Annotated in this window: 19 protein-coding genes and 2 pseudogenes; 4 read left to right on the top strand and 17 right to left on the bottom strand. The window is 72.8% G+C overall.

Features of this window, described 5'->3' with window-relative positions:
* Positions 1-6: 6 nt before the first annotated feature.
* From ACL02U_RS19685 to rfbH, 8 genes are all read right to left on the bottom strand, one after another.
* Positions 7-1,041, bottom strand: coding sequence for a transketolase C-terminal domain-containing protein (locus ACL02U_RS19685; RefSeq protein ID WP_043405576.1), 1,035 nt, complete (start codon positions 1,039-1,041; stop codon positions 7-9).
* 4 nt (positions 1,042-1,045) lie between these two features.
* A complete protein-coding gene (locus tag ACL02U_RS19680) occupies positions 1,046-2,047 on the bottom strand; it encodes a thiamine pyrophosphate-dependent dehydrogenase E1 component subunit alpha (protein WP_043405579.1) in 1,002 nt (333 codons plus the stop codon).
* Positions 2,048-2,062: 15 nt separating this feature from the next.
* Positions 2,063-2,284, bottom strand: coding sequence for an acyl-CoA carboxylase subunit epsilon (locus ACL02U_RS19675; RefSeq protein WP_043405583.1), 222 nt, complete (start codon positions 2,282-2,284; stop codon positions 2,063-2,065).
* Entirely contained in the window at positions 2,281-3,942 is a 1,662-nt protein-coding gene (locus ACL02U_RS19670) for an acyl-CoA carboxylase subunit beta (protein WP_412792162.1), read from the bottom strand. Before ACL02U_RS19670 ends, ACL02U_RS19675 begins: the two co-directional genes overlap by 4 nt.
* Positions 3,939-5,186 (bottom strand): Gfo/Idh/MocA family protein, encoded by a 1,248-nt coding sequence (locus ACL02U_RS19665; RefSeq protein WP_412792161.1) that lies wholly within the window; start codon positions 5,184-5,186, stop codon positions 3,939-3,941. Before ACL02U_RS19665 ends, ACL02U_RS19670 begins: the two co-directional genes overlap by 4 nt.
* Complete coding sequence (locus ACL02U_RS19660) at positions 5,179-6,582, bottom strand: NDP-hexose 2,3-dehydratase family protein (protein WP_412792160.1); 1,404 nt, start codon at positions 6,580-6,582, stop codon at positions 5,179-5,181. Before ACL02U_RS19660 ends, ACL02U_RS19665 begins: the two co-directional genes overlap by 8 nt.
* A gap of 534 nt (positions 6,583-7,116) precedes the next feature.
* The gene (locus ACL02U_RS19655) at positions 7,117-7,878 is read right to left on the bottom strand and encodes an SDR family oxidoreductase (RefSeq protein WP_043405592.1); all 762 of its coding nucleotides are present in this window, start codon (positions 7,876-7,878) and stop codon (positions 7,117-7,119) included.
* 52 nt (positions 7,879-7,930) lie between these two features.
* Positions 7,931-9,235: a lipopolysaccharide biosynthesis protein RfbH gene (rfbH, locus tag ACL02U_RS19650; protein ID WP_412792159.1), complete on the bottom strand. Its 1,305-nt coding sequence runs from the start codon at positions 9,233-9,235 to the stop codon at positions 7,931-7,933.
* Positions 9,236-9,462: 227 nt separating this feature from the next.
* Here rfbH and ACL02U_RS19645 point away from each other — a divergent pair, with 227 nt between their 5' ends.
* Positions 9,463-10,077, top strand: coding sequence for a dTDP-4-dehydrorhamnose 3,5-epimerase (locus ACL02U_RS19645; protein ID WP_043405599.1), 615 nt, complete (start codon positions 9,463-9,465; stop codon positions 10,075-10,077).
* 271 nt (positions 10,078-10,348) lie between these two features.
* On the opposite strand, the pseudogene ACL02U_RS19640 reads toward ACL02U_RS19645, so the two are convergent.
* From ACL02U_RS19640 to ACL02U_RS19600, 9 genes and pseudogenes are all read right to left on the bottom strand, one after another.
* A pseudogene (locus tag ACL02U_RS19640) lies at positions 10,349-10,576 on the bottom strand (transposase); the annotation flags it as partial.
* A gap of 40 nt (positions 10,577-10,616) precedes the next feature.
* Positions 10,617-10,838, bottom strand: a pseudogene (locus ACL02U_RS19635) (transposase); the annotation flags it as partial.
* 246 nt (positions 10,839-11,084) lie between these two features.
* Complete coding sequence (locus ACL02U_RS19630) at positions 11,085-12,314, bottom strand: nucleotide disphospho-sugar-binding domain-containing protein (protein WP_412792158.1); 1,230 nt, start codon at positions 12,312-12,314, stop codon at positions 11,085-11,087.
* A 34-nt stretch (positions 12,315-12,348) separates the two neighbouring features.
* Positions 12,349-13,275: an SRPBCC family protein gene (locus ACL02U_RS19625; protein WP_052270249.1), complete on the bottom strand. Its 927-nt coding sequence runs from the start codon at positions 13,273-13,275 to the stop codon at positions 12,349-12,351.
* Between the two features lie 37 nt (positions 13,276-13,312).
* Entirely contained in the window at positions 13,313-14,485 is a 1,173-nt protein-coding gene (locus tag ACL02U_RS19620) for a nucleotide disphospho-sugar-binding domain-containing protein (RefSeq protein ID WP_052270250.1), read from the bottom strand.
* An 87-nt stretch (positions 14,486-14,572) separates the two neighbouring features.
* Positions 14,573-15,985: a DHA2 family efflux MFS transporter permease subunit gene (locus tag ACL02U_RS19615; RefSeq protein WP_107068029.1), complete on the bottom strand. Its 1,413-nt coding sequence runs from the start codon at positions 15,983-15,985 to the stop codon at positions 14,573-14,575.
* 113 nt (positions 15,986-16,098) lie between these two features.
* Positions 16,099-17,076 carry a quinone oxidoreductase family protein gene (locus tag ACL02U_RS19610; RefSeq protein ID WP_039656838.1) on the bottom strand — a complete coding sequence of 326 codons (978 nt, stop codon included), beginning with the start codon at positions 17,074-17,076 and terminating at the stop codon, positions 16,099-16,101.
* Between the two features lie 207 nt (positions 17,077-17,283).
* Positions 17,284-18,168, bottom strand: a complete 885-nt coding sequence (gene mca, locus ACL02U_RS19605) for a mycothiol conjugate amidase Mca (RefSeq protein WP_412792157.1) — start codon at positions 18,166-18,168, stop codon at positions 17,284-17,286.
* Between the two features lie 76 nt (positions 18,169-18,244).
* On the bottom strand, positions 18,245-19,672 hold the full coding sequence (locus ACL02U_RS19600) for an MDR family MFS transporter (RefSeq protein ID WP_412792156.1): 1,428 nt from the start codon (positions 19,670-19,672) through the stop codon (positions 18,245-18,247).
* A 111-nt stretch (positions 19,673-19,783) separates the two neighbouring features.
* On the opposite strand from ACL02U_RS19600, the gene ACL02U_RS19595 reads away from it, so the two are divergent.
* The 3 genes from ACL02U_RS19595 (at position 19,784) to ACL02U_RS19585 (ending at position 22,341) form a co-directional block, all read left to right on the top strand.
* Complete coding sequence (locus ACL02U_RS19595) at positions 19,784-20,449, top strand: TetR/AcrR family transcriptional regulator (protein ID WP_052270251.1); 666 nt, start codon at positions 19,784-19,786, stop codon at positions 20,447-20,449.
* An 86-nt stretch (positions 20,450-20,535) separates the two neighbouring features.
* On the top strand, positions 20,536-21,264 hold the full coding sequence (locus tag ACL02U_RS19590; protein WP_412792155.1) for a hemerythrin domain-containing protein: 729 nt from the start codon (positions 20,536-20,538) through the stop codon (positions 21,262-21,264).
* Between the two features lie 54 nt (positions 21,265-21,318).
* The gene (locus tag ACL02U_RS19585; protein ID WP_043405604.1) at positions 21,319-22,341 is read left to right on the top strand and encodes an NAD-dependent epimerase/dehydratase family protein; all 1,023 of its coding nucleotides are present in this window, start codon (positions 21,319-21,321) and stop codon (positions 22,339-22,341) included.
* The last annotated feature ends 67 nt before the right edge of the window (positions 22,342-22,408 follow it).

The following is a 22,408-nucleotide window of genomic DNA, read 5'->3' as shown; positions in this document are numbered from 1 at the left end:
CGTGGGTCAGTAAGGGCCGACGAAGCCCGCTGTGACGTCCGACAGCTTGCGCACCTGGGAGGGGCAGCCGTCGACCATCTCCAGGCAGGCCGCGGCGATCTTGTCCGCGGTGGGGTGGAACGCCTCCTCCAGCGGGTGCGACACCGGTGCCGGGCAGTCCGGCGGTGTGACCCGGCGCACCGGCCGGCGCAGCGTGTCGAACACGTTCTCCGCGACGACGGCCGCGACCTCGGCGGCCAGGCCGTACCGGGCCCAGCTGGTGTCCGCGACGACCAGTCGGCCGGTGCGCGCCACCGAGGCGCAGATCAGCTCCTCGTCCAGCGGGCGGATGCTGCGGACGTCGACGACCTCCACGCTGATGCCCTGCTCCGCCAGCAGGTCTGCGGCGCGCTCCGCCTCGTGCACCATCAGGGAGGCGGCGACCACGGTGACGTCCGTGCCCGGCCGGGTGATCCGGCCGCGTCCGAAGGGAACGGCCACCGGTTCCTCGGGCACCTCGCCCTCCGTGCGGTACAGGCTGCGGTTCTCCAGCAGCAGGGTCGGTGTCTGCGCGCGCAGGGCCTGGACGAGCAGGCCCTTGGCGTCGGCGGGCGACGCGGGCATCGCGACGTGCAGTCCGGGGAAGTGCCCGAAGACCGACTGCAGGCTCTGGGAGTGGGTGGCGCCCTGGCCCCAGCCGCGGCCCACGACCGCCCGGGTGACCACGGGGACACCCCCCCGGTCGCCGTACATGTAGCGCCACTTGGCGGCAAGGTTCACCAGCGCGTCCATGGCGAGGAACAAGAAGTCCGCGCGGGAGTGCACGATCAGCGGGCGGCGGCCCATGGCGGCGGCCCCGACGGCGATGCCAGCGGTGGCGTTCTCTGAGTTCGGCACGTCGATGACACGGCTGGGGCCGAACCGTTCGAAGGCCGCGCGGGTCGTGCCGTAGATGCCCTTGTCGTCGTCGACGCCCTCCCCCGCGACGAAGACGGCCGGGTCCTCGGCCATGCACTGCACGGTGGCCTCGCTGATGGCCTGCCAGTACGTGAGTCTGCGCATCGGTTCAGTTCCTCCCGGTGGGCGCGGCAAGCGGCCGCGGCTCGTAGGCGCCCGAGAGCAGGTCGGTCACGTCGGGGAAGGCGCTGGCGCGTGCGAAGTCCACGGCCACGGCGACCTCCTCGGCGCAGTCGGCTCGCCAGGTGTCGATACGGGCGTCGATGGCGGGGTCCTCGGCGCGCAGCGCGTCGGCGGCGGCGCGAATCGGGCAGCGCTCGATCCAGGACGCCACCTCGGAGTGGGTGCGGTAGGCGCCGTCCTCGTCCCAGTTGGGGCCGACGTGCTCACGCCAGCGGTAGGTGCCCAGCTCCAGCAGGTGCGGGCCGCGCCCCGCACGGGCGGACTCGACGGCGTCCCGGGCCGCCTCGTGGACGGCGAAGACGTCGTTGCCGTCGATCCTGGCGGCCGCCATGCCGTAGCCGAGGGCCCGCTGCCAGATGCTGGTGCCCGCGGGCTGCCGGGCGGAGAGCGGCGAGGCGATGGAGTACTGGTTGTTCTCGCACACGAAGACAACCGGCAGCCGGTGCAGCGCGGCGAAGTTCAGCGACTCGTGGAAGACGCCCTCCTCCGAGGCGCCGTCCCCGAAGAAGGTGAGTGCCACGCGCGGCGCGCCCTCCATCGCGAAGGCCCAGGCCGCGCCGACCGCGACCGGCATCATCTCGCCGAGGATGGCCGCCGATCCGCCGAAGCCCGCGGCGTGGTCCACCAGGTGCACCGAGCCGCCGCGCCCGCCCGCGCAGCCGGTCACCTTGCCGTACAGCTCTGCGACCAGGGCCGGCAGGTCGCCGCCCTTGGCCAGGTAGGGGGCGTGCGAGCGGTGGGCGCTGTAGACCACGTCGGTGCGCCGGGTGGCCGCGCACACCCCGACCGCGGTGGCTTCCTGGCCGATGGAGAAGTGCGTGGGGGTGCGCATCAACTGTTCGTCGCGGTACAGGTCCGCGAGCGTCTCCTCGACGCAGCGGATGCGCACCATGTCGCGCACCAGCCGCAGCCGGTCGAAGGTTGTCATTGCTCTGTGTTCCTTTCAGCGGGAGCACCAGCCGGGCCGGGCGCCGGCCGCCCACTGCCCGGCGGCGGGTACGGGATCGGCGCCACGCGGCCAGCGCGGCCGGGCGGCGGTCTGCTCGCCGGCGGGCTGCGCGGCCTGACGAGAGGCCGCGAACAGGGCGAGGGTGAGGACGGCGACTTCCTCGGGCGTCGGGTCGCCGCGCAGGACACGCAGCGCCTGGGGGTACTGGCCGGTCACTGGGGCTCGTTCCCGTGCTTGCGGCTGGGCAGCGCGCTGTACTTGGCGCGCAGCATCTTCAGCGCGGCGATCAGCTTGATCCGGGTCTCGCCCGGGTGGATGACGTCGTCGACGAGCCCGTGCTCGGCCGCGTAGTAGGGGTGCATCAGCTTGTTCTGGTACTCCTCGATCAGCCGGGCTCGGGTGCCCTCGGGGTCGTGGGACGCGGCGATCTCGCGGCGGAAGATGACGTTGGCCGCGCCCTCGGCCCCCATGACGGCGATCTCGTTGGTAGGCCACGCCAGCGTCAGGTCGGCGCCGATGGACTGGGAGTCCATGACGATGTACGCGCCGCCGTACGCCTTGCGCAGGACGACGGAGATCCGGGGCACGGTGGCGTTGCAGTACGCGTACAGCAGCTTGGCGCCGTGTCGGATGACGCCGCCGTGCTCCTGGTCGACGCCCGGCAGGAAGCCCGGCACGTCGACGAGGGTGACCAACGGAATGTTGAACGCGTCGCAGAACTGCACGAAGCGCGCGGCCTTCTCGGAGGAGGAGATGTCGAGCACGCCCGCGAGGTCGCTCGGCTGGTTGGCCACCATGCCGACGACCTGGCCACCCATCCGGGTCAGCGCGCAGATGACGTTGCCGGCCCAGCGTTCGTGGACCTCGAAGTACTCGCTGTCGTCGGCGATCTCCGCGATGACCCGGCGCATGTCGTAGGAGCGGCCTCGCTCGGCGGGCACCAGGTCCACGAGGGAGTCGGTGCGCCGGTCCTCGGGGTCGTCCACCGCGGTTCGGGGCGGCAGTTCGCGGTTGTTGGCGGGCAGCAACGACAGCATGTAGCGCACCTCCTGGAGGCACTCCTCCTCGGTGTCGTAGGCGAACTGGGCGACTCCGGAGACGCCGGTGTGCACATCGGCGCCACCCAGTTCGTTCTGGGTGATCCGCTCGCCGGTGACCGCCTGGACCACGTCGGGTCCGGTGATGAACATCTGCGAGGTGTCGCGCACCATGAACACGAAGTCGGTGAGCGCCGGGGAGTAGGCGGCGCCGCCCGCGCACGGGCCCATGATGACGCTGATCTGCGGGATCACCCCGGAGTTGCGGACGTTGCGCTGGAAGATGCCGCCGTATCCGGCGAGCGCGGTCACGCCCTCCTGGATGCGGGCGCCGGCCCCGTCGCACAGGCCGACGAGGGGCGCGCCGACCGCAGCGGCCATGTCCATGATTTTGTGGATCTTGGTGGCGTGGGCCTCACCGAGCGCACCGCCGAAGATCCTGAAGTCATGGGCGTAGACGAAGACCTCACGGCCGTCGACCAGGCCCCAGCCGGTGATCACCCCGTCGGAGTGCGGCCGCTTGGCCTCCATGCCGAACCCGGTCGCCCGGTGCCGCCGCAGCCCCTCCACCTCGGTGAAGGTGCCCTTGTCGAAGAGCAGGTCGATGCGTTCGCGGGCGGTCAGCTTGCCCTTGGCGTGCTGTGCCTCGGTGGCCCTGGTGCTGGGCCCGCACACCACCTCCTCCCTGAGTTCCACCAGGTCCGCGACGCGGTCCGCGGTGGACCTGACCGGTTTGTCGCCGGTGGGGTAGGGCGGGGCGGCGGGGGCCGGGGCGGACCGGTGTGCGGTCACGTCCGGGGTCCGCTGCGCGACCGGGGCTTCCTCGATGATGGTCATCTGCGTCCTTCCGCTGCGTACGGTGTGGGGTCGTCGGCTGCGGCCTGCGAAGCGGTGCCGGGCCGCCGATGCGGTGCTGCCGAGCGGCGCACCGCGTCCAGGAGGTCGGCCTGCCGCAGACAGGCGCGCGCGTCGGGGAGACCGGCCGGGCCAGTGCCCGGGGCGGGCTCGTGCCGGCGGGTGTCCGGGGCGGCCGGGGACCGGCGGGTATCCGGGGCGGCCGTGGTCCGGAAGCTGTCCGGGGTGGCCATGAACCGGTGAGGGTCCGGATCGGCCATGGACCTGCGGATCTCCGGGGCGGTCGCGGAGCGGGCGCTGTCCGGGGCGGTCGCGGAGCGGCATGCGGTCGCGAAGGCCCGTACCGTCAGGGCGACCTGGTCGGCAGGCGGCAGCTCGATCCGCTCGGTGGTTCCGCGACGCTCCAGGTGGATCGCCGGGCGGTGGCCGGGCGGCGGGGTGAAGGCGCGGTCCAGGGTGATCCGCCCCTCGCTGCCCCACAGTTCGTAGGCCGACCGATAGGCGTGGTCCATGCCGAAGGTCAGCTGGGCGCTGACGCCGTACTCGTCGCGCAGCAGGGCGGCGCCTGCGGTCTCCACGGCGCTGCCGGGTCCCGTGTGCAGGGTCGCGGCGACGGTGTGCAGCCGCTCGCCCAGAAAGTGGACGGCGGCCCTGACCGGGTAGACGCCGATGTCGAACAGCGCGCCGCCGCCGAGTTCGGGTGCGTGGCGGATGTCGCCGGCGGGCAGCCGGGGCACGGCGAACGCGGCGCTGAAGGAGCGCAGTTCGCCGATCGCCCCGTCGGCGACGAGGGCGCGCACGGCCCGGTGCTGGGGGTGATGGACGAACATGACGTTCTCCATCAGCGCCAGCGAACGCTCCCCCGCCAGTGCCAGCAGCGCGCGCGTGCGGGCGGGCTCGCAGGTCAGCGGCTTCTCGGCGAGGACGTGCTTGCCGGCCAGCAGCGCCGCTTCCACCCAGGTGGCGTGCAGCGCGGCGGGGAGCGGGACGTACACCGCGTCCACGTCGTCCAGGCGGAGCAGATGCGCGTAGCCGGTGACGGGGCGGCAACCGTACCGGCCCGCGACCTCGGCGGCCCGCGCCGCGTCACGGCTGGCGACCGCGACGATCTGGATGCCGTCGGCGGCCGCGAAGGCGGGCAGCATCCGCCGCAGGGCGATGTCCGCACACCCCAGCACCCCTATGCGCAGGGGGCGTCGGGAGGGGACGCGCGCGGGCTCAGCCATGGTCGCCCAGCTCCGCCGCCGCCAGGCAGGCCGCCAGGGTGCGGGCCTGGACGTTGACGCAGTGCCCTCGCTGGATGAACCGCGACAGCTGACCCGGGGTCACCCAGCGGTAGCCGGGCGGTTCGTCCAGCGGCGCCTGGGTCTCGTCGGCGTCGATCACCAGGTAGCGGCTGACCGCGTCGAGGAAGCGCCCGCCCTCCTCGGAGTGCAGCGCCTCGTAGCGGATGCGGGAGGGGTCGGCCCGCAGCACCAGGTCCAGGAACGGGGGCCGGTGGTGAGCGGGCAGGCCCGCGTAGTTGTCCGGGGTGCACATCACGGTCGGCGACAGTTCGACGGTCTCCCGCAGCCCGCCCTCCCTCCTGGCGTGTGCGAGCAGGTGCGGCACACCGTCGATACGGCGGGTCAGCAGGGCGGCGATGCCCTGCCCGCGCGGGCGGAACAGCGGCTGGGTCCAGTGGGTGGCCTCACGGCTGCCCGCCTCCACGGACGCGGCCACCACGTCGAAGTAGCGGCCGTGAACGTGGTGGATGGTGTGCGCGTCGCGCTCCCAGCCCGGCAGTCCCGCGAGCGGCACCCGGTCGGTGCGGACGTCGTGCCGGGAGCGCGCCTCGGTCAGCCAGAAGGCGAGTTCGGCGTCGGAGTGCAACGCGCTGGTCCCGGCCTCGGTGTCGGCCATGGGCGCGCAGGACAGGACCGTACGGGCGTCCATGTTCACCAGGTTGTCCAGCCGGAGCAGCTGCGCGATCTGCCCGAAGGTGAGCCAGCAGAAGTCGTCGTGCAGCGGTACGTCGTCCGTCGTCTCCACGATCATGTTGCGGTTGTGCTTGCCGTGGAACCAGGAGCCGTGCTCGGACTGGAGGACGTCGGCGAGGACCGTGGCGCGTCCGGGGCGGGTGAAGTACTCCAGGTACTTGACGTCCGCGCCTCGGTGCACCTTCGTGTAGTTGGAGCGGGTGGCCTGAACAGTGGGCGAGAGCTGCAGCAGGTTGGGATTGCCAGGCTCCATCTTGGCCTGCATCAGGCAGTGCAGCACCCCGTCGAACTCCTTGACGAGGATGCCGAGGATCCCGATCTCCGGCTGACTGATGATGGGCTGGTACCAGCCGCCGGGGCCTGAGTCGACGGTCACCCGCAGCCCCTCGACGCTGAAGAAGCGCCCGCTGCGGTGACGGAGGTTTCCCGTGCCGTCCTCGGTGTACCAGCCCTCCAGCTCGGCGAACGGGATGGTGCCGACCCGGAACGGGTGGGCCGCGCGCCGCCAGGCGAACCAGCGGTGGAACTGCCCGAGATCAAGGTGCGCGCCCTGGGCCGCCGCGGCGGAACGAGCGATCCGGGCGGCCGGGGCCGCGTCGTGCCGCGGCCGCAACGCGGTGGCCACTCCGAGCGTGGGTGACATGACAGGGGTCTCCTCGACGTCGTACGGACGGTTGAACGGGTCGGATTGCGGGCGGGACGGGCGAGCGGGGCCCGGCCGGGGCGGCGCGGCGGGGCGGGGCATCGGCGCCGGAGGCCGCCCGACGGGGCCGGGGCCGGCGGGCGGCCGGACGGATCCGAAGCCGGCGCGCGGCCGGACGGATCCGGGCTCAGCGGACCGCGGGGAGGACGAACAGGCAGGACGAGCCGACGGGACGGTTGGGCCGGACGGGCACGCGGGCCCGGCCGAGGCGGCGCGACCGGCGTCGGTGGTGGAGATCCTCGGCGGCCGGGGGGCCGATGCGGCGGGTCACCGACCGGGGGCCGTGGGCAACGGGCCGCGAGGGATCGGCGCCCGCCGCCGTGGGCGGTGGGCTGTGGACCGAGGACCGTCGACCGGGCCGGACCGAGCGAGCCACCCGGCGGGCCCCGGGCCGCCCGACGAACCCCTGGCCGCCGTTGGAGCCCCGGCCGGCCGGTGGTGTCGGCGTCGGCGCGTCGCCGAGCGCCTTTGCGATCAGCGGCCGCCCGCCACCGTCAGGGACTCGCCGGTGATGTTGCCGTTGGCCGCCGAGCACAGGAACAGCACGGCGGCGGCCACGTCCTCGGGGTCGCTCAGCCGTCCGGTGGGCGTCGCGGCGATCTCCCGCGCGCGAACCGGCTCCGGCAGTCCCTTGAGCATCCGCTCGGTCACCGTCAGCCCTGGGCAGACCACGTTGACCAGCAGACCGTCACCGCCGAAGTCCCACATGAGGCTGCGGGCCAGGCCGTGCAGCCCCGCCTTGGCGGCCCCGTAGAACTCCTGGCCGCGGTTGCCGCCCAGCGCGTTGTGCGAGGAGATCAGCGCGATCCGGCCCCAGCCCCGCCGCCGCATGCCGGGCACGGCCTGCTGGACGGTACGGATCACGGGGGCGAGGTTGCCGTCCACGACCGGCAGCCAGTCCTCCTCGGGCACGTTCTCGAACGGGGTGCCGGGCGCCCTGCGCACGCCCCAGCGCACCGCGTTGGCCACCAGAACGTCCAGGGATCCCCAGCGCTCCTCGACGGCGGCCACCACGCGCCGGGGGGAGGCGGGGTCGTCCAGCGCGTACGCGACGGGGAAGGCCCGGTCCTGCGCGGCGCCCAGCTCCTGCGCCAACTCCTCCGCAGCGGCACGGTCGTTGCGGTACGACACCGCGACGCGGGCGCCCTCCTGGGAGAAGGCGCGGGCCACCGCCCGGCCGATTCCACTGGTGGCCCCCGTGACCAGCACGGTGCGTCCCCTCAGGCCAAGGTCCATGTCCGATCCTTTACGTCCTTGTCGTGCGCGTGCGGTCGGGCGGGCAGGCGGGTCATCCGCGGGCCGCGACGAATTCCTTGATCGTGCCGACGACGTAGTCGAGCATTTCGTCGGTGAGGGCGGGATAGACGCCGATCCAGAAGGTGTGCTCGGTGATGATGTCGCTGTTGGTGAGGTCGCCGACGACGCGGTGGGGCTGGTCGACGTAGGCGGGCTGGCGGGTGAGGTTGCCGGCGAAGAGGCGGCGGGTGCCGATCTTGCGCTCCTCCAGGTGCGCGACCAGTTCGGCACGGGTGAAGGGAGCGTCGAGGCGGACCGTGAGGACGAAGCCGAACCAGCTCGGGTCGCTGCCCGCGGTCGGCTCCGGAAGCAACAGGTGCGGCAGGCCGTCCAGGCCCTCGCGCAGCCGACGCCAGTTGCGCTTGCGGGCGGCGGTGAACTCCTCCAGCCGGGCGAGCTGGCTCAGGCCGAGAGCGGCCTGGAGGTCGGTCGCCTTCAGGTTGTAACCGATGTGGGAGAAGATGTACTTGTGGTCGTAGCCGTGGGGCAGGGTGCCCATCTGGTGGTCGAACCGCTTGAAGCAGGTGTTGTTCTTGCCGGGTTCGCACCAGCAGTCACGGCCCCAGTCGCGCAGGGACTCCACGATCCGGGCCAGCCTGAGGTCGGACGTCAGCACGCAGCCGCCCTCGCCCATGGTGAGGTGGTGGGCGGGGTAGAAGCTGACGGTGGTCACGTCGCCGAAGGTGCCGGTGAGCCGGCCCTGGTACGTGGTGCCGACCGCGTCGCAGTTGTCCTCGACGAAGTAGAGGTCGTGGGCGCGGGCCAGCTCGGCGATCTCGGCGGCCTCGAACGGGTTACCGAGGGCGTGGGCGATCATGACGGCCCGGGTCCTGGGGCCGATGGCCTGGGCGACGCGGTCCGCGGTGGTGTTGTACGTCCCCAGTTCCACGTCGATGAAGACGGGCACCAGGCCGTTCTGGACGATGGGATTGACGGTGGTGGGAAAGCCGGCCGCCACGGTGATGACCTCGTCGCCCGGCTTGAGGCGCCGCTCCCCCAGGGTGTGGGACGTCAGGGCGGTCAGGGCGAGGAGGTTGGCGGAGGACCCGGAGTTGGTCAGATGGGCCTTGCGGCGCCCCAGGGCCCTGGCGAAGCGTGATTCGAAGCTGCGGGAGCTGGCCCCGGCCGCGATGCGCAGGTCGAGGGCGGCTTCCACCAGCGCGACCCGGTCATCGGCGTTCAGCGTCGCCCCGGACGGCCAGATCTCCGTCACCCCCGGCTCGAACGGCCGGTTGTCCGTGACGTCCTCGTGGTACCTGCGGACCTGGTCGAGAATGAGCGCCTTGTCGCCGCGCATCCCTGCCTCCTTCGTCTTGGGCCTCGGCGCATGCCCGCACCTGGGGTGGGCACTGGCCGGTACGTCTCGAGGCTGGTCCATCGGCCTCGAACCCGGCTCGACGAGGGATGGACACCGAATGGACCAGCCGCGCTCCGAGGGCGTCCGGCGCAGCCCCCGCCGGAGCGGGCCCCGGGGGGCCGGCTGCGCGAGCGGCATTCGAGCGGAGCCGTCTAGCGTGCGCGGTGATGAACATCCACGACACGGCCGTGCCCGACGCCTACCGGATCGTGCCGCGTGTGCTCTCCGACGCCCGCGGCAGCTTCCACGAGTCGTTCCGCCACGAGGAGCTGGCGCGCGCGACCGGGCACCGGCTGCTTCCGCGACAGGTCAACTACTCCTCGTCCCGGCGCGGCACGGTGCGCGGTCTGCACTCGGTGCTGCTGCCGCCCGGGCAGGCGAAGTACGTCACCTGTGTGCGCGGCGCGGTGCGCGACTTCGTCGTCGACGTACGCCCGGGCTCGCCCTCCTTCGGCGCGTACACCACGGCGGTGCTCGACGCCCGCGAGGGCACCGGCATGTACGTGGCCGAGGGGCTCGCCCATGGGTTCGTCGCGCTGACCGACGACGCGTGTGTGAGTTATCTGTGCTCCACCGAGTACGCGCCCGGCACCCAGGTCGACATCTTCCCCTTCGACCCCGAACTCGGCCTGCCCTGGCAGCTGGGACTCACCGGGGAGCCGCTGCTGTCGGAGAAGGACGCGACGGCCCCCTCGCTGGCCCGCGCCGCGGACCTGGGGCTGCTCGCTCCGTACGACGCATGCCTGGCCCACTACGCGGCCAAGCGGCGAGCTGCACGCTAGGGACGCCCGGCGCGTCCGGGGCCCGTCGTACACGGGCGGGATGACTCCGGCGTGATCCGGCGGACGATGACGCGCTGTTTGCGGGCGTGCGCCTCGAAGCCGGACGGACGGACCGGAGGGGGCACATCCGGTGGGCTGACGGCCCCTTTGAAGAGACAGGCCAGTGCTTGGTCAGGTGACATGGGTTCTGGCATGTCGCGGTGACAGGTGGGGCAGGCGCCGGCCCAGACCGCGAGCAGTAACTGCAGTTCGCGGGCTATCTGGTAGAGGCTCAGGCCGGCGCCGTCCCTTTTGGGGACCGGAGGATGCGCTGCAGGGTGCAGAAGGCGTGGGCGACGGAGACGAGGGTGACGTGGTGGTGCCAGCCTCTCCAGGTGCGGCCTTCGAAGTGCGCCAGGCCCAGGGCCTGCTTCATCTCGCGGTAGTCGTGCTCGATGCGCCAGCGCAGTTTCGCGGTGCGCACGAGGGTGGCCGGCGGGGTGTCGGCGGGCAGGTTGGCCGGAGCACTGACGCTGCACGCCTGCGGAAGTGGTGCCTTTCTTGATGAAGCCGGTGCCGTCGAGGATCAGCACACCGCCGTCCTCGCCGAGTCGTTCGGCGATGTATGTCTGCAGGTCGTCGCGGACATCGTCGGCGTTCCAGGTTGCTGCGCTGAGCAGCCGCTGGAGGCCGTCAGGGGTGTGGTGGCCGGCGTATTCGGCCAACTGACAGCCGTTCTTGCGGCCGACGGGGCCGAGGAGGGCGCGGACATAGTCCCGCATGCGGCGTCGAGATCGGCGCGGCCGAAGCGGTGGCCGATGCGGAGGAAAAGGTCGTTGAGTTCCCGGTCCCAGCTCGTGTCCGCAAGGTCGTTGATCACGCTGGGAGGCTGCCCGGCTCACAGCACAGACAGTTCATCCACTCGTTCGAGGGGCGATCCGGCAAGACCGCCCCCGGCCCGACATCAGCCAACTACACTCCGGGCGACACCTCTGACCAGGCCAGATAGCGAACCGCTGCTGGGAGTACTAGCCGCGGCCGGAGGCGGCGAGTTCGGTGAGGCCGGTGGCCACGCGGGAGGGGGCGGGCAGGGAGCGGAAGTCGTTCCGCAGGGCCGCCGCCGCGTCCCGTGCGGGCCCGGCCAGCAGGTCCAGGACCGCGTCCCGCACCCGGTACGCGGCCTTCTCGTCGCCCGCCAGGTCACCGCCGGACAGGTGCCGGCCCGCGCCGACGGCACGCAGCCGCTCACCGATGAGCATCTGCTCGGGGCGCGGCGACACCACCAGCTGTGGTGTGCCGGCGGCCGCCGCGGTCATGGCCGCACCGCCACTGCCCTGGTGGGCGACGGCCGCGCAGGTGGCGAGGAGCAGATGCAGCGCGGAGGCGTCCATCGCCCGCACTCCGTCGGGCAGTCGGGTGAGCGCGGCGCGCTGGGCGGCGCCGAGGGCCAGGACCACGTCCAGGCCGTCGGCGGCCAGCAGCCCGGCCGCGGCCAGCAGCGGGTCGGGGCCGCCTCCGGGCGCTCCGGCCGGGCGGGCGCCGGCCTCCCAGGTCACGCACACCCGGGGGCGCGCCGGCCTTTCGAGCAGCCCGGCCGGCAGCTTGGCGGGACCGCTGTACGGGATGTGCCGCACCGGCAACCGGTTTGCCGGTGTGGGGAGTTGGAGCATCGGCGGGCAGGGGTCGAGCCAGCCGAGGGGGGTGTGCGCGGGGTCCGCTTCGTAGCGCTCGAACAGGTGGCGGTAGCCGGGCAGCGGGCTGCCTCCCGGACCGCTGTGCTCCAGCCTGAGCACGGCGGCGCCGCCCCACAAGTGGGCGGCCAGCGGCACCCCCAGCAGCTGCGACACGACGGTGCCCGCATAGGTGGAGCCGTCGGCGATGATCAGTTCGGGGCGCCAGGCGCGGGCGAAGTCCAGCAGGCCGGGCACCATGTCGCCCGCGATCCGCAGCTGCCGGTCGACCAGGGAGCGAAGCATCCGTTGCCGCTGTGCGCCCAGTTCCGCGAACCGTAGCGGCCAGTCGGCGGGCCAGCCCCGCAGGACGGCGCCGGCCCCGGGGCCGCCCAGCGCGGGGGGCGCGGCAGGCGGCGCGACGGCGCCGACGGCCACCGCGGTCAGCCCGGCGGCGCCCACCGAGGGAGCGCAGTCGGACGGTACGGCGACGAGCACGTCGTGCCCCGCTGCCCGGCAGGCCCAGGCGAGCGGCACCATCGGGAAGAGGTGCGCGGAGGCGGACCAGGTGGTGAAGAGAATGCGCACGGTGCTCCTTGAGGGGGTCGAGGTGGTGCGCGTGTCAGCCCACGAGATGGCCGGCGCCCTCGGGCAGATCCTGCTCCGCGCCCTGGCCGAGCCACGCCAGCAGCTCGGCGCGGCGCTCGCCACCCGGGTCCTCGGCGAGGGTCTCGGGACGCGCGACGGCGAGCCGCTCGGCGGTGACGCGGACGCCGTCCGCCTCCTGGGCCAGCCGCCACGAGCGCCGGTACAGCGCGAACCCGCGGGGTGGGTCGAGGTGCTTGACGACGATGGTGTGCGGGGCGCGGCCGATGTGCACGGTGCGGCCGTCGCCGGTGCAGCCGTCGGGGTGCGGTGTGTCCGCGGTGCCGAACACGGCGGTCTCCTCGGCGGTTCCGTCCTGGCCAAGGGCGGCGGACAGCCGCGCGTGGACGTCCTCGACCCTGCCCGGCAGCAGCGCCCGGCGCTCGGCGCGCAGCACCAGCGGCCCGTCCTGCTCACGGCCCTCGACAGCGGCCTTGAGGGTACGCATCTGCAGGGCGCCGTGCCGGTCCAGTTCCGCGGCGGTGATCGCCGGGTCCTGGTCGGTGGTGAACCAGTGGTGCGACTCGACTCGGCAGCCGCCGCTCTCCAGGGCGATGAACAGCCACTCGCCGCCGAGCCTGCGGATCGCGCCGACGGTGCCCTGCTGCTCGAAGACCATGCGCAGCGTGTCCTCGTGGAGACGGCGCCGGGACTGCCAGATCCGCAGCCCGCCCTCGGGTCCCGGGCGCACCGCCCAGAACTTCGACAGGTCCTCGCTGCCGCGCTGCTCGACGATCTCGGTATGTACGATCCACGGGTAGAGCAGCGGCCAGCCGGCCACGTTTGTGAGCGTGCGGTAGACCAGCTCGGCGGGCGCGTCGACGGTGATCTCGGCCTTGGTGCGGTGGATCTCCTCCGTCGCGGGGCCCGTCCGCCGGGCGGCATCGGTGGTGGTCTGGGTCATGGTCGGGGTGCTCCTCGCAGGAGGTCGGGCAGCGGGTTCAGGAGGTGGCGCGTGCTTCCAGGTAGCCGACCAGTTCGCCGGGCAGCGGCATGGCCTCGATCTCCTGGCGGATCTCTCGGGCACGCTCGGCGTAGCGGGGCTCACCCAGCAGGTCCTCGATGGCGGACCGCAGCGCGCCGGGTGCGGAATGGCGTTCGGCGACGTTGATCCCGGCCTTGGCCTGCTCGACGAGTTCGCCCCACAGCCACTGCGTGGACTCGGTGTTGTCGGGCACCGTGATCTGCGGGACGCCGTGGGCGAAGCCCGTCATGCCGGTGCCGGCGCCGCCGTGGTGCACGAGCAGGTCGCAGGTGGGCAGCAGGGCGCCCAGCGGCAGCCAGCCGGTGGTGCGTACGTTGGCGGGCAGCGGGCCGGCGGCGTCCTCGGCGCCGGCCACGGCCAGCACCACCTCGGCGTCCAGGCCGGCCACCTCGTCGAGGAGCTGGCGGCGCCGGTCGGCGAAGTTGCTGGTGGTGATGCCGCCGGACAGGCACACCCGCGGCCGGCCGGGGCGGTCGAGCAGCCAGCGGAGGACCTCCCCCGGGCCGTTGTAGGGGATGTAGCGCATGGGAACGCGCGGGACGCGGGAGGGGCGGCGCAGCGCGGGCGGGCAGGTGTCGATCCAGGTGTCGGTGCCGATGCGGGGCTCGACACCGAAGCGCTCGAACATCCGGACGTAGGCGGGTGGCACTTCCTTGTCGTCGAGGAAGTAGATGCCGACCGGCTGGCACCAGCTGTAGCCCACGGCCGGGACACCGACCGCCGCGGCGGCGACCAGGCCCACGACCGCGCCGATGTCGTACACGACCAGGTCGGGGCGCCAGGCACGGGCGAAGGCGACCAGGTCGTCGGCGAGCGAGTCGGCGAGCCCGATGAGCTGCGACGCCCAGCTCAGGCGGCGGTCCTCGGGCCAGGGCAGCGGCCCCATCGGCCAGTCCGCGGGGACCCGTTCGGGGCGCTCGGCGCTGTCGGGGATGCGCCATGCGGCGAAGGCGTCACCGGCCGCGCGGTCGCCGATGGGGACGGCGATCAGGCCGGCGGCCCTGACGCGGTCGACGGACTGCGGCCGGGCCGCGACCCGCACCTCGTGGCCCGCCAGTTGGGTGGCCCAGGCCAGGGGTACGGCCCAGGGGACATGGCTGGCCCCGTGGGCCACGAAGAGGACACGCATGCTGTCTTCACCTGCCTGGGGTCGAGTGACGTGAGGGACGTGCCGCCGTCCCGGGAAGAGGGCCGGCGGCCGGGGTTCGGCCGCCGGTCAGGCGCGGGGCCGGCCGGGCAGGGCGAGCGCCGGGACGAGCGTCAGCGCGCTGATGGCCAGGGCCCACCAGAAGGCCGTACCGAAGGAGTCGGCGAGGCTGCCGCCGTGCCGGGCGATCTGGTGCTGCAGGACGATGACGAGGGTGGCGGTGCCCAGCGAGCCGCCGATGCGGTGCACGACGTTGTTGATGCCCGCGGCCTGCGGCATCTGGTGCGGTTCGACGCTCTGGAAGACGGCGGTGATCATCGGGGACATGGCCCCGCCCAGGCCCATGCCGCGGACGAACAGGGCGGCGCTGAGCAGGAGTTCACCGGGCTCATCGCCGACCTGGGTGTAGGCGAGGGTGCCGGCCATGGACAGGGCGATGCCCAACAGGATGACGGTGCGCAGGCCGAGGCGGCCGGTGAGCTTGCCCGCGAAGAACATGGCGACCGCGATGCCGAGGTCCTGCGGGATCAGCAGCAGTCCGGCGTGCAGGGCGTCCTGGCCTCGGGCCTGCTGATAGTACAGCGGCAGCATGAACATCGAGCTGAACAGGGCGGCGCCGACCAGGAACGAGGTGAGGATCGCGTGGGAGAAGGCGCGGCGGCCGAACAGGCGCAGATTTAGCACCGGCGTGGCGCCGGGGCGCAGGGCGTGCACCGCGTAGGCGATCAGCAGGAGCGCACCGACGGCGATGGGGGCGTGCACGACGGTGTCGGCGAAGCTGTGGCCGTTGCCGGTCTCGGAGAACCCGTAGATGAGCGCGGCGAGTCCGGGAGAGATCAGCAGCAGCCCGAGCACGTCGAGCCGCTGGCCGCCCTCGGGGGTGCTCCTGGGCAGTACGCGGGCGGCCAGCAGCAGGGTGAGCACGCCGAGTGGCACATTGATGTAGAAGATCCACTGCCAGCTGAGCAGTCCGATGAGGACGCCGCCGATGACCGGGCCGAGCGCGGGCGCGAAGGTCAGCGGGATGATCAGCAGGCTCATCACCCGGCCGATGCGCTGGGGACCGGCGGCCTGGGCGATCATCGACTGGCCGATGGGCTGGATGAGCCCGCCGCCGAGACCCTGGAGCACCCGGAAGACGATCAGTGAGACGGCCGACCAGGCCAGGCCGCACAGCGCGGAGCCGAGGACGAAGCAGGCCACCGAGGCCATCCAGACACGCCGGGCGCCGAAGCGGTTGGTGGCCCAGCCGCTGATCGGGGCGACCAGCGCGAAGGCGAGCAGGTATCCGGTGCTGATCCACTGCACCGTGGCCAGGGAACTGCCGAAGTCACTGCGGATGGCCTCGATGCCGACGTTGACGACGGTGGAGTCGAGCACGGCGAGGATCGTGCCGAGCACCAGGACGATGCCGAGTTTGAGCACTGCGGGTTCGAGACGGTCGCTCGGTTGTGCCGCCGTGGCCCGAACGGTCGTGGACATGACTGTGTTCCCTTGGATAGGTGGGAAAAGGGAGCTGCGGCCCGCCGGGGGAGTCGGGCCGCAGCGGCTCAGGGGGTGGGCGGCCGAGGCGGGGCCGCCGGGGTGCGCAGGGGTCAGGGGACGAGGACGACCCGGCCCAGCTGGACGCGGTCCTCCATCACCTCGTGGGCCTTGGCGGCCTCCTCCAACGGCAGTTCGGTGTGCACGACGGGGCGCACCTTGCCGCTGAGCACCATCTCGCACACCTCCTCGACGATCTTGTCGAAGTTGTCGACCTGGCTGTCCATGACGCCCATGGAGAAGTGCGTAACGTACTTCCCGGCCAGGTCCTCCAGCGGGATCCTGGGCAGCTCGAGACCGCCGCCGGCCGAGCCGTAAAAAACCAGCCGGCCGAACGGCTTGAGCAAGCCGATGCTCTTGGGGGTGATGTCGGCGCCGACGCTGTCGAGGACGACGTCGACCCCGGCACCTCCGGTGACCGCGCGGACCTGCTCCTCCCAGCCCTCCTGGCTGTAGTCGACGGCGTGGTCCGCACCCAGCTCCTTGGCGAACGCCAGCTTGGCAGGGTCCTTGGCGGTGGCGATGACGGTGCCGGCGCCCAGTGCCTTGACCATCTGGACCACGAGGTGGCCGATGGCCCCCGCCGCGGCGTGCACCAAGACGCTCTCCCCCTCCTTGAGGTGGGCGGCCTGGATCACCTCAAGGCCGACCTGGGCGGGCGAGCTGAGCATGGTCGCCTGGGCGGCGTCCATCTCCGCGGGGATGCGGACCAGGTCCTTGACGCGGGCCAGGGAGTACTCGGCGAAGGCGTCCTTGAAGATGACGCTGGCCACCCGCTCGCCGACCCGCCAGCCCTCGACGCCGGGGCCGAGGGCGTCGATGAAGCCGACGGCGTCGCCACCGGGGCAGGCGGGCAGCGGGAGGCGTTCACCGTAGTAGAACTCTCCGGCGCGCTCCTGGATCCCGGCGAAGTTGACGCCGATGGCCTCGGCCCGGATCCGTACCTGACCAGGGCCCGGCTCGGGCTTGGCGACCTCGTCGACCTGCAGTACCTCCGGCGTTCCGTGCTGGTGGTAGCGGACGATGCGCATGCGTCTCTCTTTCTGTAGCTCCAGGGACCGCGGCTGCCGGCTCCTGCGGGGTGGGCTCCCGGGCCCGGCCGCGGGCGCGGAAGAGTCGACCCGCGGCCGGTGAGGGGAACCGCGCCGCTCATCGCGGTGTCGGTGTGCGCAAGCCTCGCGCCCGCCGCTGGAGTCCGCTCGGAGCGCCGGTGGACCCTTCCGAGCCTGCCGTCGGAGTCAGGCCTCGCGGGTGACGCCCGCGAACAGGTCGTCCTCCGGCAGGTCGGTGTCCACGAGGCTGCGTGCGAGGTGGTAGTCCTCGGTGGGCCAGGCCTGCTGCTCGATCTCCAACGGACACGAGCGCTCGGGGCCGTTGGGGTCGACCTGGGTCTCGTGGGCGAGGAGCGCCCGCAGCCGGGTCGGGAACCACTCGGCGCACTGCACCCGCGTGGTGATCTCCCACTTCTCCTCGACCCCTTCGAGCTCATTGAGCACCTCACCGTGCGGCGAGTCGAGCCCGGCGGCCGTCATGGCCTCGTAGACGGCCTTGAAGTAGGCCTTGCTGAAGGCGCGCGTGTAGTAGAGCTTCAGCGGCTGCCAGGGCTCCCCGGCGCCGGGGTAGCGGTCGGGGTCGCCGGCCGCGTCGAACGCCTCCACCGAGACCTGGTGGGTCTTGATGTGGTCGGGGTGCGGGTAGCCGCCGTTCTCGTCGTAGGTGACGACGACGTGCGGGCGGAAGGCGCGCATCGCGGCGACCAGAGGGCGGGCGGCGGTCGGCAGCGGCTGCACGGCGAAGCAGTCGTCGGGCACCGGCTCACCGTTCCTGGGCAGTCCGGAGTCGGTGAAGCCGAGGAACTCCTGTCGCACGCCGAGGATCTCGCGGGCCCGCTCCATCTCCAGGCGGCGCAGCCGGGGCAGATCGGCCCACACCTCGGGGCGGTCCATGGCCGGGTTCAGGACGTCGCCGCGCTCACCGCCGGTCATGGTGGCGACCAGGACGTCCACGCCCTCGGCCCGGTAGCGGGCGAGGGTGGCGGCACCCTTGCTCGACTCGTCGTCCGGGTGGGCGTGCACGGCCATCAGGCGCAGCCCGGTGCGCGGGCGTGAGGTGGACTTGGTCATGGGACATCTCCTCGACGGCTGGTCGGTGACAGGGGACTTGCGGGGTAGTGCTACGGGGTGGCCGGTGGGGCGGGCGTCAGCCCTTGCCGGTCGCTCGGCGCGGGTACAAGGCCGCGGGCAGCAGGGTCAGGGCGCCGAAGACCAGGGCCCAGCGGAACGTGTGGGCGTAGGCGCTCGCGGGACCCGCGGCGTCGGCGAGGGCGCTCTGCAGGATGACGGCGAGCAGGGCCGTGCCCACCGATCCTCCGACGCGGTTGAGGACGGTACGGGCGCTGGTGGCGGCCGGTGCCTGCCTGCGGCCGACGGAGGTGTAGGTGGCGGCCACGTTCGGCGGGACCACGGCACCGAGCCCGACGCCGCGCACGAACAGGGCTGCCACCGGGAGGAGTTCGCCGGGGGCGCCGCCGTCCAGGGCGAAGGGGAGGGTGCCGAGGACGGTGAGCGCGATGCCCGCGAGGACGACGGTGCGCGGCCCGTGCCGGTCGGTGAGCCTGCCCGCGAGCGGGGTGACCAGCGCGCTGCCGAGCGCCTGGGGGGCGAGCATCAGGCCGGCCTGGAGCGCACTCACGCCCTCGACCTGCACGAAGTACAGCGGCAGCAGCATCATCGACGAGTACAGGGCGGCGCCCAGCAGGAAGGTGTTGAGGCCGGCCAGCGTGAAGCCGCGGCCCGCGAACAGCCTCAGGTCGAGCAGCGGGGTACGGCTGGTGCCCAGCGCGTGCACGACGTATCCGGCCAGGAAGGCGGCGCCGACGGCGAGGGCCACGCCCCCGGTGAGACCGGAGTCGTCGCCCTGCCCGTACTGGGCGAGGCCGTAGACGAGGGCGGCGAGTCCGGTGGGCAGCAGGGCCAGGCCGACGCCGTCGGGGCGTACGGAGGTGTCGCGTTCACCGGCGTCGGACGGGACGAGACGGGCCGCGAGGGCCAGCGCGATCAGCCCGACGGGGATGTTGACGAGGAACAGCCAGCGCCAGCCCGCCCACTGGACCAGGATGCCGCCGAGGACGGGCCCGAGGATCGGCGCGACGGAGACCGGCACGGTGATGATGCCGACCAGCCGTCCGATGCGCTGCGGGCCCGCGTGCCGGGCGACCAGGGACTGGCCGACGGGCTGCATCAGCCCGCCGCCGACGCCCTGCAGCAGCCGGAAGGCGATGAGCGAGCCGCCGGACCAGGCCAGGCCGCTGAGCGCGGAGGCGGCGATGAACAGGCCGACCGAGGCGAGCCAGACGCGCTTGCCGCCGTACCTCGTCTGCAGCCAGCCCGAGAGCGGGGCCACGAAGGCGACGGTGAGCAGGTATCCGGCGCTCACCCACTGCACGGTCGCCATGGAGGTGTCCAGGCCGTCGGCCATCGGGCCGAGGCCGACGTTGACGATCGTCGCGTCGAGCTGGGCGAGCACGGCGCCCAGGACCAGCACCGAGCCGAGCCGGACCAGGGCCGGGTCCAAGCGCTCCGGCCGGGGACGGGATGCGGTGTCGCGGCGGGCGACCGTGGGGTCCAAGAGGTCTCCTCTGGGGTGGATGTTCTTCTGGACGGCGCAAATTTAGATCCCACCAATTTTTTTGTCAATCCTATCTTTAGGATGACCAAATCGAACGGTACGATGGGGTGCATGACCGAGGTGAGAACGACCCGGGCGGCCGTCCAGGAAGAGGGCCGGCGAGGGCGCAAGAAGCGCGAGACCCGAGAACGGCTGGCCCATGTCGCGACACTGATGTTCATCGAGCGCGGCTTCGAGAACGTGACGATCACCGAGATCGCGGAAGCCGCCGACGTGTCGAAGATGACGGTCAGCAACTACTTCCCGCTCAAGGAGGACCTCGTCTTCGACGCCCACGAGGGCGTCGTGGACAGCCTCGCCCGGGTGGTGCGCGAACGCGCCGCCGGAGAGTCCGCGCTGCACGCCCTGCACCGTGTCTTCGTCTCCTCCCTCGACCGGCCGCACCCGGTCAACGGGCGCTGCACGCCCGGCTTCGCCCGGCTCGTGTACGACAGCCCGCGGCTGCGCGCCCGCGAGCGGGAGATGGACGAGCAGCGCGAAGCGGCGCTCGCCGCGGCGCTGGCGGACGCCACACAGACCGGTCCGGAGGATCCCGTGCCGCACTTGAGCGCGGCTCAACTCGCGGGCGCTCACCGTGTGCTGTGCCGCCGGGTACGGGCCCTGTGCCGCGCCGCGGCCCCGTCGGCGCAGCTGCGCGAGGAGATCACCGAGCTGGCCGGCCCCGCCTTCGGCATGCTGGAGCCCACCCTCGGCGACTACTGCGTACGGGACCGGTAGTCGAGCCGGACTCCACCACTCCGCGGCAGACTGCCGCCACGAGCGCCTGCCGGGCGTACCGGCGGCCGGCACGAGAGGAGTGGGCGTTGTCCGCGACGACCGACACGACACAGCCCGGCAGTACGCCGGCTCCCCCGGCCGGGGCCAGCGCCCCCGGCCCGGGCAACAACCTCACCGGGTTCACCATCACGCACGACCTGATCCGCCGGGTGATCCCGGAGCTGGGCCGGCGGCTGGCCGGCGCCGCGGCGGCCGGCTCCCTGGACGCCGCCACCGTACGACGGCTGACCAGCTGGTGGCAGATGTTCACCACCATCCTCGAGGGGCACCACACCAGCGAGGACTCGCACGTCTGGCCGGTCGTTCTGGAGACCGAGCCGGGCCTGGCCGGGGTGGCGCGCACGCTGGAGGAACAGCACGCGTCGCTGGACGACCACCTGGCCCGCATCGACGGGGGCCTGCGCAGGCTCGCCGCCGGCACCGGCGACCGCGAGGTCGTGCTCACCTGCCTGCTGGCCCGCGTCACCGAGTTCGACGCCCTGATACACGACCACCTCAGGCTGGAGGAGCGCACCATGGTGCCGGTCCTGCGGGAGAAGGTGACCGCCGAGGCGTACCGGGCGATGCTCGCCTCCCTCGCCCTGGGACACGACCCCATGGACTTCGTGCCGACGATGCCGCTGCTGCTGGAGCAGGCGGCCCCCGAGGCCAGGCAGTTCATGCTCGGCGGCATGCCGCCCGAGCTCCGGGCCCGTTACGACGCCGAGTTCGAGCCCGCCTACCGGGCGCTGGTCGCATCCTTGCCCTCCGGCTGAACCCGCCCGGCACAGCTTTCCTCACAGCTCTCCGACACGAACGGTGTATCCGGCATGAGACTTCTGGTCATCGGTGGAACGGTCTTCCTGGGCAAGGCCTTCGTGGCCGACGCCCTCGCCCGCGGCTGGGAGGTCACCACCTTCCACCGCGGCCGCTCCGGCGCCGACCTGCCCGGCGTCGAGACGATCACGGGCGACCGCGAGAACGAGGCCGACCTCGCACGGCTGGCCGCGGCGGGACCCTGGGACGCCGTGGTCGACGTGTGCGGCTATGTGCCCCGCGTGGTCGGCGCCTCGGCCCGGGCGTTGAGCCGGCGGGCCGGCACCTACCTGTACGTCTCCTCCATCAACGCCCTGCAGCCCTGGCCCGCGGCCCCAGTGGACGAGTCCTCGCCGCGTTTCGCCTGCTCCCCCGACGCCGGACCCGACGACGGCCAGTACCCCGCGCTGAAGGCCGGCTGCGAGCGCGCCGTCGAACGGGACTTCGACGGCCGGGCGCTGGTACTGCGCCCCGGTGTGGTCATCGGCCCCGGTGACCGCATGCGGCGCGTCCCCTACTGGCTGCGGCGGGCCGCGCAGGGCGGGCCGATGCTCGCCCCAGGCTCCCCCGGCCGCACGATGCAGCTGATCGACGCCCGGGACATCGCGGCCTTCGGTCTTGACCGCATCGCGGCGGGCGGCTCCGGCACCTACCTGACCACGGGCGAGCCCGCCAACGCCACGTGGGGTGAACTCATCGACCAGGCCGTGTCGTTGACGGACGCGGGCACCGAGCCGGTCTGGGTGGAGGACGCCTTCCTCGCCACCCAGCAGATCCCGCCGTTCGTGACCGTGCCGTTCTGGGCTCCGCCCGTGGAACAGCTCGCCGGCGTCTGGGGCTTCTCCTCGAAGAAGGCGCTGGAGGACGGGCTGCGCTGCCGCCCCTTCGCCGAGTCCGTGCGCGACACCTGGACCTGGATGACCGAACGGGGCGGTATGGAGGAGGCGTTCGCGGAGTACCGCTACCCGGACCAGACGCTGACCCGCGAGCGGGAGGCGCAGATCCTGGCGGCCTGGGACGCGCGCGAGTCCGGCTGACCACAGGCGGGGTCGGCCTGTCGCGAGGACGTCCCGAAGACGCCGTGGGGCGCCGGGCGGAGGAGTT

The sequence above is a fragment of the Streptomyces sp. MS06 genome (assembly GCF_047200655.1).
GTDB lineage: Bacteria > Actinomycetota > Actinomycetes > Streptomycetales > Streptomycetaceae > Streptomyces.
Note: the sequence above shows the minus strand (reverse complement) of the source record. Positions and strands in the feature narration are given on the sequence as shown.

Bases quoted from the DNA above. Each gene is read 5' to 3' on its own strand.
- ACL02U_RS19620 (WP_052270250.1), bottom strand. From the start codon at position 14,485: ATGCGTGTCCTCTTCGTGGCCCACGGGGCCAGCCATGTCCCCTGGGCC.
- ACL02U_RS19665 (WP_412792161.1), bottom strand. From the start codon at position 5,186: ATGGCTGAGCCCGCGCGCGTCCCCTCCCGACGCCCCCTGCGCATAGGG.
- ACL02U_RS19585 (WP_043405604.1), top strand. From the start codon at position 21,319: ATGAGACTTCTGGTCATCGGTGGAACGGTCTTCCTGGGCAAGGCCTTC.
- ACL02U_RS19680 (WP_043405579.1), bottom strand. From the start codon at position 2,047: ATGACAACCTTCGACCGGCTGCGGCTGGTGCGCGACATGGTGCGCATC.
- ACL02U_RS19670 (WP_412792162.1), bottom strand. From the start codon at position 3,942: ATGACCATCATCGAGGAAGCCCCGGTCGCGCAGCGGACCCCGGACGTG.
- ACL02U_RS19660 (WP_412792160.1), bottom strand. From the start codon at position 6,582: ATGTCACCCACGCTCGGAGTGGCCACCGCGTTGCGGCCGCGGCACGAC.
- ACL02U_RS19595 (WP_052270251.1), top strand. From the start codon at position 19,784: ATGACCGAGGTGAGAACGACCCGGGCGGCCGTCCAGGAAGAGGGCCGG.
- ACL02U_RS19625 (WP_052270249.1), bottom strand. From the start codon at position 13,275: ATGACCCAGACCACCACCGATGCCGCCCGGCGGACGGGCCCCGCGACG.
- ACL02U_RS19685 (WP_043405576.1), bottom strand. From the start codon at position 1,041: ATGCGCAGACTCACGTACTGGCAGGCCATCAGCGAGGCCACCGTGCAG.
- rfbH (WP_412792159.1), bottom strand. From the start codon at position 9,235: ATGCGCGGCGACAAGGCGCTCATTCTCGACCAGGTCCGCAGGTACCAC.
- ACL02U_RS19645 (WP_043405599.1), top strand. From the start codon at position 9,463: ATGAACATCCACGACACGGCCGTGCCCGACGCCTACCGGATCGTGCCG.
- ACL02U_RS19610 (WP_039656838.1), bottom strand. From the start codon at position 17,076: ATGCGCATCGTCCGCTACCACCAGCACGGAACGCCGGAGGTACTGCAG.
- mca (WP_412792157.1), bottom strand. From the start codon at position 18,168: ATGACCAAGTCCACCTCACGCCCGCGCACCGGGCTGCGCCTGATGGCC.
- ACL02U_RS19655 (WP_043405592.1), bottom strand. From the start codon at position 7,878: ATGGACCTTGGCCTGAGGGGACGCACCGTGCTGGTCACGGGGGCCACC.
- ACL02U_RS19615 (WP_107068029.1), bottom strand. From the start codon at position 15,985: ATGTCCACGACCGTTCGGGCCACGGCGGCACAACCGAGCGACCGTCTC.